Source organism: Prevotella sp. E15-22 (assembly GCF_023204875.1).
GTDB lineage: Bacteria > Bacteroidota > Bacteroidia > Bacteroidales > Bacteroidaceae > Prevotella.
On the sequence record NZ_CP096247.1, the window covers coordinates 1,469,148 to 1,482,251 of the forward strand.

Sequence of the window (13,104 nt, forward strand, 5' to 3'; positions counted from 1 at the left end):
CAAACATACACGATATTATATGTGGCTTATATTAGCATTCATGTCTGCTGCCTTCCTGGGCATCTACGACTCGCTGAAAAAGAAAGCACTAAGGAATAATGCAGTGATTCCAATACTTTTCCTGAATACGCTGTTTTCATCTCTGATCTTCCTACCTTTCATTATTCTCAGTGAGTCAACGGACTTGCTTGATGATAGCATCTTTCATGTTGGCAGTGGTGGATGGGAAACACATAAGTTTGTTGTACTGAAGGCTTTCATTGTACTTTCTTCGTGGGTGTTGGGTTACTTCGGTATGAAGCATCTTCCGCTTACAATCGTTGGCCCCATTAATGCTACACGTCCCGTGATGGTGCTCATTGGTGCCTTATTATTCTTTGGTGAACGTCTTAACGTCTGGCAATGGATAGGTGTGTCACTTGCCATTATCTCGTTTTTGTTACTCAGTCGAAGTGGAAAGAAAGAGGGAATTGACTTCAAGCACAACCACTGGATTTTTATGATTGTTGGTGCTGCCATGATGGGAGCTGTCAGTGGACTCTACGATAAGTTCCTTATGGCACCCGTGAGCGAAGGGGGTGTGGGACTAGATCGCATGATGGTGCAATCGTGGTATAACATCTATCAATGTATTATGATGTTGGCCATGCTGATATTACTTTGGTGGCCTAAGCACAAAGAAACAACACCATTCCATTGGGATTGGGCCATTATAGGTGTGAGTTTGTTTCTTTCAACAGCTGATTTCGTATATTTCTATGCTTTGAGCGTACCAGCAGCGATGATAAGCATTGTGTCAATGGTTCGCCGAGGAAGTGTTATTGTGTCATTTCTCTGTGGAGCAGTTCTTTTCCATGAAAAGAATCTGAAGGCAAAGGCTGTTGATTTGGCATTAGTATTGCTGGGAATGATATTCCTATATATCGGAAGTCGATAATACAATTAGGATGTTTGCAAACTTTTGCAAACTGAAAAATTAAATGCGAATTATTGCGAATTGAAAAGTTTGTGTAATTCGCATTTTTGTTTTACCTTTGCGACATGAACCAACTGATGACCATATTAACTCAGCGTGAGGTATTCCTACTAATTATAGGTTCGATAACCTATATAGTACTTTTCATCGTCACTGTTCAGAACAGTAGACGCAAGATACTTTTGCTGCGCCAACGCTTAGATAAGGTACATGCGATACAAGAAGAGAATGAAACCAAAAGTTTACTGCGTATTGAACAAAACAAGGTTAAGATTGCAGAGCTGGAGGAACTCTTGAAAAAATTGGGCGATGAGAACTCCATGTTGAAATTGGAATTGGAAGAGAAAAAAGCAAAGTTGGACTATGCCAACAAGATGGCAATCATTGACAACGAAAAACGTAATCAGGCGGAGACGGCCATTTTCGAATCGGATGTCTATCTGAGAATGAAACTTCTGATGGCAGAAGGACGTAGCATGGGTGAGGAAGATTGGCAACAGTTGTCGGTTATTGTGAATCATGTGTATACGGGCTTCACGGAAAAATTGTATAGTCTTTATAAGATGAGTGAACAAGACTATAGAGTGTGTCTATTAATAAAGGTTCGCGTGCAACCCAAAGACATTGCCTCGCTAACTGCACACTCAAAAGAAAGTGTTGCATCAACACGTAGCCGATTGTATCAGAAGATATTTGGCCAAAAGGGTTCAACACGTGATTGGGATGAATTTATACTATCATTATAATAATTTAGAAAGGAAAAGGATATGATTGAGTATTTAACTGCCAATATGTGGCAAGTATGGGCTGTAGTAGCCGTATTGGGATTGATCTTGGAACTATCCTCTGGCGATTTCTTTATCATTTGCTTTGCCATAGGCGCTTGTGGTGCAGCCATAGTATCGCCTTTTGCAAACATATATGTGCAATTGGCTGTTTTTATCATTGCTACGTCTTTGAGTATTTTCCAAATTCGTCCCTTTGCACTACGATATCTTCATAAAGCAGATGAGGATAGATTGAGTAATGCAGAGGCTTTACTTGGACAGCATGGCGTTGTAAGTGAAACGATAAAAGCTGGCGGATACGGTCGTGTCGCCATTGGAGGCGATGACTGGAAAGCCGTGTCTACTGAGGATTCTGACATTCCTGTTGGAACACGAGTCCTTGTTGTAGGACGCGAAAGTATTATTATCACTGTTAAGAGAGTATAATCATTTATTAATCATAAAATTATCAATAATTATGGAACTATCATTGTATTTTTTGATTGCAGTTGCTGTCTTGGTATTGTTCTTTGCCAAAATGGCTCTTGTTATCATTCCGCAGTCGGAAACAAAAATTATTGAACGCCTAGGACGTTATCATGCTACATTGAAACCAGGTATTAACCTCATTATCCCATTTGTGGATAAGGCCAAGAATGTGGTGGTGTTAAAGTACGGGCGCTATGTATATTCAAACAATATTGATCTTCGTGAGCAGGTATACGACTTTCCCAAACAGAATGTCATTACCAAGGACAATATTCAAATGGAGATTAATGCATTGCTTTATTTCCAGATTATGGATCCTTTCAAAGCTACATACGAGATTAATAATCTGCCCAATGCTATTGAAAAGTTGACGCAGACAACCCTTCGTAATATTATTGGTGAGTTGGAACTTGACGAGACGCTGACCTCACGCGATACAATCAATACAAAACTCCGTGCAGTGCTTGATGATGCAACAGACAAATGGGGTGTTAAGGTGAATCGTGTAGAGCTGCAGGATATTACTCCTCCGTCATCAGTACTCACTGCCATGGAAAAGCAGATGCAGGCCGAACGTAATAAACGTGCACAGATCCTGACATCGGAAGGTGAGAAGGCTGCCGAGATCCTCGCTTCAGAAGGCGAAAAAACAGCTACCATCAACCGTGCGGAAGCAGCTAAACAGCAAGCCATTCTTCAGGCGGAAGGTGAAGCACAAGCACGTATACGTAAAGCCGAAGCCGAGGCAAAAGCTATTGAACTCATTACAGAAGCTGTTGGTAAAAGTACTAATCCTGCCAACTATCTGCTGGCTCAGAAATATATTCAGATGCTACAGGAATTGGCACAGGGTGATAAGACGAAAACAGTATATCTGCCTTACGAAGCAACTAACCTGATGGGAAGCATTGGAGGCATCAAAGAATTGTTTAAAGGAGAATAAAATTGGCCTATAAAAAAAGATTGCAAACTATTCGCTAGTTTGCAATCTTTTTTGTACCTTTGCAACCAAATTAGACTCAGTGTATTATGGTATACAATATCTTTAAGGGGTTGGGAATTGCTCTCGTTACACCTTTCAAGGAAGATGGATCTGTTGATTACGACGCTCTTTTGCGTCTTCTTGACTATCAATTAGAGAATGGCGCGGATTTCTTATGCATTCTTGCCACTACGGGCGAGACACCTACATTGTCGGCGGAAGAGAAGAAACGCATAAAGGACTTGATAGTAGACAAGGTTCAAGCAAGAGTTCCCATACTTATGGGTTGCGGAGGCAATAATACTGCAGCTGTTGTTGAGGAGCTCAAAACAGGTGATTTTAAGGGTATTGATGGTATTCTGAGTGTTTGTCCATATTACAATAAGCCGTCGCAAGAAGGTTTATATCAACATTTCAAAGCAATTGCTGCTGCCACGTCTCTGCCTGTAGTCCTTTACAATGTACCAGGACGAACCGGTGTGAACCTGAAAGCAGAAACAACGGTTAGGTTGGCTCGTGACTGCCAGAATATTGTTGCTATTAAAGAAGCAAGTGGAAACCTAGAGCAAGTTGACGAGATTATAAAGAACAAACCTCGTGACTTTGACGTTATTTCAGGTGACGACTCACTGACTTTTCCTATGATTTCGTGTGGCGCTGTAGGTGTTATCTCTGTAATAGGTAATGCTCTGCCCAAAGAATTCTCGAAGATGATTCGACTTCAGATGAAGGGAGAATATGATCCTGCTCGCATTATTCATCATCGTTTTACAGATTTGTTCTCATTGCTTTTCGTTGATGGAAATCCCGCTGGCGTCAAAGCCATGCTTCACGAGATGGGTTTCATCGAGAATGTTTTGCGTTTGCCTTTGGTGCCCACACGCATCTCAACGCTCCAACGTATGAGTGAACTGATGAGAGAACTGAAAATCTGACGAATACAGAATTTAATGCCAATACTAAGTATGCTATTTAGCTATCGTAAGTATGGCATTCTGCATATGTAAATGGCATACTTAGATAGTCTAAGTATGCCATTTGCTTTTGATTATTGTGTCTTTGAAAACTACAACCGCTTCTCTTTGATGATGCCATGACGATAGGCATACAGCAAATCTTTCAGTTCTATTATCTGTGTTTTTAATTCTGCACCTTTATCAGTGTCTGCAACTAACATCCGATGAGCTGACATCTCAACAATCTGTGTTGTGGATTTGATGTCTGTTCCACGGAGTATAGCATCCTGTGCACTAGTGAAAGGTTCGTGCTGAACAAGTTGGAAACCACGACTATGGTAAACCAATGTATAACCTGCAATACCGGTCTCTTTATGATAAGCTTCTGAAAAACCACCGTCAATAACCATCAGTCGACCGCCGGCTTTAATTGGATTCTCACCTTTGGATACATGAATAGGGACATGACCATTAATGATATGCCTATTATTACCAGTTACGCCAAAAGCATCAAGGATACGGTCACATACTTCTGCGGAGTCTCGCAATTTAAAGTAATTGCCTTTCTCTTCGTGATATGTGTCTTTATCTGTCAGGAAATAGCGTTCAAAGGTTGACATCTTCGATTTGTCGAAAAGAGGGGAGTCCTTTCCACACCATAGATATAGGAAATAGTCTTTGGCAAATGCTTTCTGATTGGCAGGAGTGTCATTCTGAAAAGCACTGCGGATAGTCTGACCAATGGCATCCAACAATTCACGACCACTATATGTTTGATTCATAATGCTGACTTCCTTCAAAGAACCATCATCATTGAGTGGTATAGAGGCATGAAATAATAAGTTCTTGTTGCAGATTGTATACATGCAACCATGACTTAGTATGGTGCGGATATGCTTACGTAATTTCTCACTTACCCTGAATGAGTGATGCAGCTTCTGCATCAAATCAACTTCCTCTGGTGTTAATTCTGATGGTTTGCCTTCGATGATAGTGGGAAAATGACATGATTTCATGGAGTGACTCACGCCATTAGCTTCGCATGTTTGTTTTTTGAGATCAATTCTCTCTATCAAATTCCGATCTTCCATCTTCCACTCTGGATGACGTTGGATTATCTGAGCCTCGGTCTTGAACTGGAGAATGGATATTGCCTTATGCATTTTGGCAATAAGTTGACGAGTCTTTTCGTCCATTTTTCCATCATCCTTCAATAGCTTTGGCTCAAATCCCTCACATGGATCATCACCATATGTGTCAAGTGCGAAAGTGGCTAGTGGCACCAGGTTTATTCCATATCCCTCTTCGAGTGTTGCCAGATTGGCATATCTAAGACTGAGGCGGAGTACATTACATATACAAGCATCATTTCCTGCAGCAGCTCCCATCCACAGTATATCATGGTTTCCCCATTGTATATCCCATGAATGGTATTGACGTAGGGTGTCTAGAATGATATGTGCACCAGGTCCACGGTCAAAAATGTCACCCAAGATATGCAGTTGGTCAATGGCCAATCGTTGAATGACATTACAGATGGCAACAATAAAATCGTCGGCACGCCCGGTAGATATAATGGTATCTACAATTACAGCCACGTAAGCAGCTTTATCTTGATCCTCTGTACGTTCATGAAGTAGTTCTTCAATGATGTATGAGAATTCTTCGGGCAGGTTCTTTCGAACTTTTGAACGAGTGTACTTGCTTGAAACGTCGCGACATACGCGTACCAATTGATGTATGGTGATACGATACCAATCATCTAGCTCTTCTTCTCCGGCTTTAATGAGCTCAAGCTTTTGTTCGGGATAGTAAATCAGAGTACATAGTTCTTTCTTTTCGCTTTCGCGAATTGTATTGCCGAAAATCTCGGAAACCTTGCGCTTAATATTGCCAGAAGCATTTTTCAGAATATGAATGAATGCTTCGTGCTCTCCGTGTAAATCGGCAAGAAAATGCTCTGTCCCTTTGGGCAGATTCTGAATTGCCTCCAAATTGATTATCTCACTAGCTGCATCAGCAATGGTGGGATAGGTGTTTGATAGCAGATGTAGGTATCGTATATCAGTTTTCATCATCATTGATAATCTGTCATAACTCGTCGCTTGTATATCCTACAGGAAGTGGACGGCAGTTGTATTGAGATGCCATTATTTCGCCATAGGCACCAGCGCTGCGTATTGCAATGAAATCACCTCTTTTGGTGCTATTTAAATCTACTTGTTTGGCAAAGACATCGCTTGATTCACATATTGGACCTACAACATCGTATGTTTCAAAAGGCTCTTCACTAGAGATGTTCTCTATTTTGTGATAAGCTTGATATAGGGCCGGTCTTATCAGGTCGGTCATGCCTGCATCTACAATGCAAAACTTCTTGGCGGCACCATTCTTAATATATAATGTGCGAGTTATCAATGACCCCATCTGGGCTACCACTGCTCGTCCCAATTCAAAATGTAGAGTTTGTCCTGGGCGTAATTTCAGACGTTTTGCATAGGTGTCAAAGTATGCCTTGAAGTCTGGAATGGGTATACGATTGGGATGTTGATAGTCAACACCAAGTCCACCGCCGACATTGATGCTATTTACGATAATATGATGACGCTCTAATTGATCCTGCAAGTCGTTAATTCGGTTGCAGAGTGCTTGGAAGTCACCCATATCTAGTATTTGGGAACCAATGTGAAAATGGAGTCCGACAAAATTGACATTCTTCATCTGACTTGCCTGTTCGATAATGGATTCCATGTCTCGCATGGCAATTCCAAATTTATTCTCTGCAAGTCCTGTCGTGATGTTGGCATGGGTGTGAGCACCAACGTCTGGATTGATGCGAAATGCTACATTAGCAATTTTGTTCTTGGCTCCTGCTAATTCATTTATTATTTCTAGTTCAGGTACGCTTTCTACATTAAAACACTGAATGCCAGCGTCTAGACCAAGATTGATTTCCCAGTCACTTTTCCCCACGCCTGCATAAACAATCTTTGAAGACGGGAAGCCTGCTTTTAACGATGCTTCTATTTCACCACCGCTAACACAATCAGCTCCTAAACCTGCTTGGCGAATGGTTTTTAGCACCTGGCTGTTGGCATTAGCCTTAATAGCATAATGGACACAGAATCCTTCATGCTTGTTGGCTTCAGTAGTAATGGCCTGCAGCGTTTGGCGTAGCAAATCCATATCATAATAGTAGAAAGGAGTTCGCATGGAAGCGAACCTCTCTATAGGAAAATGTCCTTTCATGTTGGTTTTTGGATGTGTTTATTTAAATAAATTGTCGCTTAGACTCTGTAATGCACGTTTCTTGTCCTCTTCACGAATGAGGAAGGATATGTTATAATTAGAACCTCCGTATGAGATCATGCGAACAGGAATATCCTTCATGGCATCCATAACTTTTGACTCAAAGCCAACGTTTTGCCAATCAAGATCGCCAACAACACAGATAATACACATTCCGGTATCAACGGTCACAGTACCATATTTCTTTAGCTCATCCATAATCTCACCAAGATGTGATGAGTTGTCGATACTCATTGATACACCAACTTCAGATGTACAAACCATGTCGATGGGTGTTTGGTAGCTTTCGAAAATTTCAAATACTTTGCGGAGGAAACCTGTTGCTAAGAGCATACGAGAAGACTTGATTTTGATGGCTGTAATGTTGTCTTTCGCAGCTACAGCCTTTATCTTTCCATATTCTGTTGCATTAGAAATGGTTGTACCTTCAGCATCAGGATCCATCGTATTTAAAAGACGAACAGGTATGCCGGCATATTTGGCAGGTTGTACACATGTAGGATGCAGAATCTTTGCTCCGAAGTATGCCAATTCTGCAGCTTCTTCAAACTGCAGTTGGTGTACAGGTTGTGTGTGGTCAACAACGCGTGGGTCATTATTGTGCATACCGTCAATATCTGTCCATATCTGAATTTCTTCGGCATTCAATGCTGCGCCAATTAACGATGCAGTATAGTCAGAACCTCCACGCTGCAAGTTGTCAATTTCTCCATAAGCATTCCGACAAATAAAACCTTGTGTAATGTAAACCTGTGCTCCCGGATTTTGTTCAATCTGAGCAGCCAGTTTTTCCTTGATGTAGACGGGATCAGGCTCTGCGTTTTTGTCGGTTCGCATAAAGTCGAGGGCGTTCAGTAACACGGCATTAATACCAATCTCTTTCATGTAGTTAACTACCATGTTCGTAGACATCATTTCGCCTTGTGCAACGATTGTCTTTTCCTCAAAAGATGTGAAGAGCTCTTTTGTGAAAGAACGCAAATAGTTAAATTCATCACGAAGGAATTCTGCAGTCTGTGTGCGATATTCGTCCTTGGTGTAAAGTTCGTCAAGATGCTTCATGTATTTACGTTCAAGGCCATTGATGACTTCATTTGCACCATCAGGATTCTTCTTATATAGATAATCTGATATCTCTACGAGAGAGTTGGTGGTTCCTGACATCGCAGAAAGAACAACAAAAACGGGTTCTCCTGACTTGGTGACTAGAGCTGTCACTTCTTTCATTCGCTGTGGCGTGCCTACAGAGGTTCCGCCGAATTTCATTACTTTCATGATTCTATAATGTTATTAGTTTCTTTTTCTTCCTCTTCTGCAATACAAATTTTGTTGTAGTCGTTTGTAACCTCTTCAAAATGTCCATCATGACAATGGTAAACGATACCTGGATACTTGTCGAGTAAAGGCATATTATGGGTTGTCATGATGACTGCTGTTCCTGTTTGGGATATCTGTCGTAATAACTGCATGATACCATCAGCTGTTTCAGGATCAAGGTTTCCTGTTGGTTCGTCTGCAACGATTAACTTCGGTGAGTTAAGAATAGCACGTGCTATAGCGATACGTTGTTGTTCTCCTCCAGATAATTCGTGAGGCATCTTGTCTTTCTTGTCAAGTAAATCAACATCAAAAAGAACTTTGTCAATACGCTCGTCGATCTCTTTGCCGTTATTCCATCCTGTGGCTTTTAAGACAAACCGCAGATTCTTATACACGTTGCGATCTCCCAATAGTTGGAAGTCTTGAAATATAATGCCCATTTGTTTGCGAAGGGCTGGCACTTGTTTGCGTTTTAGTGTCAGCATGTCGCTACCAAGTACTTGAGCAATTTCTGCTTTATCAATATCAAGTTCATTATAGATTGTTTTTAGTAATGTACTTTTGCCAGAGCCAACCTTACCTATTATATATATGAACTCGCCATTGTCTACATGAAAATCAACATCACTTAAAACGGTGATGCCATCTTTCTGACAAATAGTTGCTTTCTTGTATTCTATGAGCATATTCTTTTGAATTTAATCCATTGTACCTGCGGCTTTTGCCTTCCTGCGTTGTATATCCCAGTTGGGATCATGGCGTTTGTGCAGTTCTTCTGCAAGGTCTTCAATTCGCAACCCTTTACTTGTAAGCAATACCAAAAGATGATAAAGCATATCTGATGCTTCGTAAATCAGATGCTCATCAGTTCCGTTTGTTGCTTCAATGACTGTTTCCAATGCTTCTTCGCCAACCTTTTGAGCCATTTTGTTAATACCATCTCGGAATAGCTTCGTTGTATAACTTCCCTCTGGCATTTCCTGATGACGCTTTTCAATGAAATCTTGAAGTTCAGACAAAAATGTGATTGCAGGTTTTTCGTTTATTTCACCCCAGCATGTGTCTGTTCCCTTGTGACAAGTTGGGCCAGATGGATGTACTTTTACTAACAACGTGTCATTATCACAGTCAATGTCAATGCTGACCAGATGGAGAAAGTTACCACTTGTCTCACCCTTTGTCCAAAGGGTCTCGCGGGTTCTACTCCAGAAGGTTACCTTACCTGTTTCGATAGTTTTTTTGTAGGCTTCTTCATTCATGAAGCCCAGCATGAGTACATTTCGAGTGTCTGCATCTTGTATGATTGCAGGCACAAGCCCTCCCATTTTATTGAAATCTATTGTCATAGTCTAATGTTTATTCCTTCTTTTCTTAAATAATCTTTTAATTCCATGATGGGTATCTCACCAAAGTGAAATACACTGGCAGCTAATGCTGCATCTGCATGTCCTTGGATAAATACATCACGAAAGTGCTCTTTACATCCAGCACCACCGCTTGCAATAATTGGAATTTGCAGATTGTCTGCTAACTGTGCTAACGCCTCGTTGGCGTAGCCAGCTTTTACGCCATCGTGGTCCATGCTAGTAAATAGAATCTCGCCCGCGCCGCGTTCTTGTACCTCGTGTGCCCATTCAAAAAGACTGCGCTCCGTTCGTTCACGTCCTCCCTTTAGATAGCAATGCCATCCGTCTTCGTCTTTACGTGCATCAATAGCAACGACACACACTTGACTGCCAAAGCGGGTAGAAATTTCTTCAATTAGATACGGATGACGAATAGCTGCACTATTGATGCTAACTTTATCGGCACCTGCATATAGCATACGCTCAACATCGGATAGTTCATTGATTCCTCCACCAACCGTAAAAGGTATGTTAATATGCTGTGCAACTTTACTAACCATATCGGTAAATGTTTTTCGACCCTCATAGCTGGCTGTAATATCAAGGAAAACTAATTCGTCGGCACCGGCCTCGCTATAGGCTTTACCAAGTTCTACAGGGTCGCCCGCGCTGCGTAGGTCAACGAAATTCACGCCTTTTACAGTCTCACCGTCTTTTACGTCTAAACAGGGTATGATGCGTTTTGCCAATCCCATAGTTCTTTTAGATTAATTTTTCCTTCGTATATAGCCTTTCCAAATACTACAGATGGAATGTCTGCAGCGTTGAGCTCTTTTATATCGTCAATGCTACTTACACCACCGCTTGCAATGAGGTTTAGGGTGGGGTAGGCAGACATTACCTCTTTATATAATAAAATAGCAGGTCCTGATAGGGTGCCATCTTTGGAAATGTCGGTGCATAGTACATTCTTAACTCCCATGTCTACATAGCGCTTCAAGAAAGGTAGTAATTCTTCTTCGGAATTATCTTTCCATCCATTGATACTTATATAACCATTTCTTACGTCTGCGCCAAGAATAATTCGATCTGGACCATATATTTGAAGCCATTTCTTAAATAGCTCAGGATTAGAAACGGCAATAGATCCAATTGTGACCATGCTAGCCCCTGCATCAAAAGCTTTTTTTATATCATCGTCTGTTTTAATGCCGCCTCCAAAATCAACGACAAGTGATGTGTTGGTTGTGATTCGTCTGAGCACGTCGTCATTGATTATGTGCTTTGATTTAGCTCCATCAAGATCGACTACGTGTAGGCGCTTATAGCCGATACTCTCAAATTGGATAGCCATCTCCATGGGATCACCATAAATGGTTTTTTGAGAATAGTCGCCCTTTGTCAGTCTGACACAATGTCCATCAATGATATCTATAGCGGGAATTAATTCTATCATAATTCTAAGAAATTCTTGATGATTCTTTCGCCGACACAACCACTTTTTTCTGGATGAAACTGTGTCGCATAAAAATTATCTTTGTGAAGTGCTGCACTATACGGTTGAATATAGTTAGCTTCAGCAATAGTTTCCTCGCAAAGTGGAACATAGTAACTATGTACAAAGTAAACATACTGTGATTCTACTTTTTCCATTAAGGCAGATTTCGTGTTGTAGAGTTTGTTCCATCCCATGCATGGTACTTTGTCTTCGTGTTGAACTGGGGAGAAACGCTTGACAGGTACATTAAATATGCCAAGACAATCTACGTCTCCTTCTTCAGAGTGGCTGCAAAGTAATTGTTGGCCAATGCAAATTCCCAATACAGGTTGTGTTAAGGAACGTATAACTTCGTCTAGTTTGTGCTCGCGTAGATAGGTCATGGCACCAAGAGCCTCCCCTTGCCCGGGAAACAATACTCGGTCTGCGTTACGCAATTGCTGAGCATCATCAGTCAATAGCGGCTCCACGCCTAAACGCCTCAGTGCATTCATTACTGAGTAAATGTTTCCTGCATTGTATTTAACTACTGCTACCTGCATTTTAAATCAACTGAATATAATAGTTTTGTTTTTATAAGTCAATATCTTTCGCTGAATATGCTTGCTGACAGCGCGTGACAATACTATTTTCTCAAGGTCTTTGCCTTTCAGTACCAGGCTTTCAGGAGTATCCTTGTGTGTGATACGGGTAACATCTTGTTCAATAATAGGGCCAGCATCAAGTTCGGCTGTTACGTAGTGGCTAGTTGCTCCAATAATTTTCACGCCACGTTCCCATGCCTGATGATATGGCTTCGCACCAATAAAGGCTGGCAAGAATGAATGATGGATGTTGATGATGTGGTGAGGGTATGCTGCAATCATGTCGTCGCTGATTATTTGCATATAACGAGCAAGTACGATGAATGTTATGCCCTTTTCTTTTAATAATTTCATTTCTGCTTCCTCTACTTCGCTTTTGTTGCTGTGGTCCTTTTTGATTGACCATACGTAGTAGGGAATTCCAAATTGTTCTGCTACATAGCGAAGATCTTCATGGTTGCTGACAATACATGGAATATCGCACGCAAACTCTCCTGCTTTCCAACGAGCTAATAAGTCGTATAAGCAATGGCTCATTTTCGATACGAAGATTGCCATTCTTGGGCGCTGGTCACTAAAGTATAAACTAAACTCCATTTGATAGCGCTGTGTATAGAGTGTCTCTATATACTCTTTGATTTTCTCTCGGGGAATTAAAAAAGAATCAAGCTCCCATTGGACACGCATAAAAAACATGCCATCCTGATGATCTACATATTGGTCTAGGTCTACAATGTTTCCTTTGTTGTCGGTAATAAATTTAGTAACTTCTGAGATGATACCCTGTTGGTCAGGGCAATGCAGGAGTAAAATAGCTGTTGGTTTCATTTCCATATTCAAAATACCTCTTTTTGACGTGCAAAGATACAAAAAAATA

Annotated in this window: 14 protein-coding genes; 5 read left to right on the forward strand and 9 right to left on the reverse strand. The window is 41.1% G+C overall.

Features of this window, described 5'->3' with window-relative positions; all coding sequences use genetic code 11:
- Positions 1 to 19 precede the first annotated feature (19 nt).
- The 5 genes from M1D30_RS05895 (at position 20) to dapA (ending at position 4,149) form a co-directional block, all read left to right on the forward strand.
- Complete coding sequence (locus tag M1D30_RS05895; protein WP_248507307.1) at positions 20 to 937, forward strand: DMT family transporter; 918 nt, start codon at positions 20 to 22, stop codon at positions 935 to 937.
- Between the two features lie 116 nt (positions 938 to 1,053).
- A complete protein-coding gene (locus M1D30_RS05900) occupies positions 1,054 to 1,722 on the forward strand; it encodes a hypothetical protein (RefSeq protein ID WP_248507309.1) in 669 nt (222 codons plus the stop codon).
- Between the two features lie 21 nt (positions 1,723 to 1,743).
- Positions 1,744 to 2,190: an NfeD family protein gene (locus M1D30_RS05905; RefSeq protein ID WP_248507311.1), complete on the forward strand. Its 447-nt coding sequence runs from the start codon at positions 1,744 to 1,746 to the stop codon at positions 2,188 to 2,190.
- A gap of 31 nt (positions 2,191 to 2,221) precedes the next feature.
- Complete coding sequence (locus tag M1D30_RS05910; RefSeq protein ID WP_248507313.1) at positions 2,222 to 3,175, forward strand: SPFH domain-containing protein; 954 nt, start codon at positions 2,222 to 2,224, stop codon at positions 3,173 to 3,175.
- An 86-nt stretch (positions 3,176 to 3,261) separates the two neighbouring features.
- Positions 3,262 to 4,149: a 4-hydroxy-tetrahydrodipicolinate synthase gene (gene dapA, locus M1D30_RS05915; protein ID WP_248507315.1), complete on the forward strand. Its 888-nt coding sequence runs from the start codon at positions 3,262 to 3,264 to the stop codon at positions 4,147 to 4,149.
- A 131-nt stretch (positions 4,150 to 4,280) separates the two neighbouring features.
- Here dapA and M1D30_RS05920 read toward each other — a convergent pair whose 3' ends face one another.
- Genes M1D30_RS05920 through purU form a run of 9 tightly spaced genes read right to left on the reverse strand, consistent with a single transcriptional unit; the run spans position 4,281 to position 13,055 of the window.
- Positions 4,281 to 6,251: a fructose-1,6-bisphosphatase gene (locus tag M1D30_RS05920; protein ID WP_248507317.1), complete on the reverse strand. Its 1,971-nt coding sequence runs from the start codon at positions 6,249 to 6,251 to the stop codon at positions 4,281 to 4,283.
- A 10-nt stretch (positions 6,252 to 6,261) separates the two neighbouring features.
- Positions 6,262 to 7,419, reverse strand: a complete 1,158-nt coding sequence (lysA, locus tag M1D30_RS05925; protein WP_248507319.1) for a diaminopimelate decarboxylase — start codon at positions 7,417 to 7,419, stop codon at positions 6,262 to 6,264.
- Positions 7,420 to 7,437: 18 nt separating this feature from the next.
- Positions 7,438 to 8,754 carry an aspartate kinase gene (locus tag M1D30_RS05930; protein ID WP_248507321.1) on the reverse strand — a complete coding sequence of 439 codons (1,317 nt, stop codon included), beginning with the start codon at positions 8,752 to 8,754 and terminating at the stop codon, positions 7,438 to 7,440.
- Positions 8,751 to 9,485: a cell division ATP-binding protein FtsE gene (locus M1D30_RS05935; protein WP_248507323.1), complete on the reverse strand. Its 735-nt coding sequence runs from the start codon at positions 9,483 to 9,485 to the stop codon at positions 8,751 to 8,753. The genes M1D30_RS05930 and M1D30_RS05935 overlap by 4 nt, the downstream gene beginning before the upstream one ends.
- Before the next feature lie 12 nt (positions 9,486 to 9,497).
- Positions 9,498 to 10,145: a bifunctional phosphoribosyl-AMP cyclohydrolase/phosphoribosyl-ATP diphosphatase HisIE gene (gene hisIE / locus M1D30_RS05940; protein ID WP_248507325.1), complete on the reverse strand. Its 648-nt coding sequence runs from the start codon at positions 10,143 to 10,145 to the stop codon at positions 9,498 to 9,500.
- The gene (gene hisF / locus M1D30_RS05945) at positions 10,142 to 10,900 is read right to left on the reverse strand and encodes an imidazole glycerol phosphate synthase subunit HisF (protein WP_248507327.1); all 759 of its coding nucleotides are present in this window, start codon (positions 10,898 to 10,900) and stop codon (positions 10,142 to 10,144) included. The genes hisIE and hisF overlap by 4 nt, the downstream gene beginning before the upstream one ends.
- Entirely contained in the window at positions 10,867 to 11,601 is a 735-nt protein-coding gene (gene hisA / locus M1D30_RS05950; RefSeq protein WP_248507329.1) for a 1-(5-phosphoribosyl)-5-[(5-phosphoribosylamino)methylideneamino]imidazole-4-carboxamide isomerase, read from the reverse strand. The genes hisF and hisA overlap by 34 nt, the downstream gene beginning before the upstream one ends.
- The gene (gene hisH / locus M1D30_RS05955) at positions 11,598 to 12,185 is read right to left on the reverse strand and encodes an imidazole glycerol phosphate synthase subunit HisH (protein ID WP_248507332.1); all 588 of its coding nucleotides are present in this window, start codon (positions 12,183 to 12,185) and stop codon (positions 11,598 to 11,600) included. Before hisH ends, hisA begins: the two co-directional genes overlap by 4 nt.
- Positions 12,186 to 12,191: 6 nt before the next feature.
- Positions 12,192 to 13,055: a formyltetrahydrofolate deformylase gene (gene purU / locus M1D30_RS05960; RefSeq protein WP_248507756.1), complete on the reverse strand. Its 864-nt coding sequence runs from the start codon at positions 13,053 to 13,055 to the stop codon at positions 12,192 to 12,194.
- Positions 13,056 to 13,104: the final 49 nt, after the last annotated feature.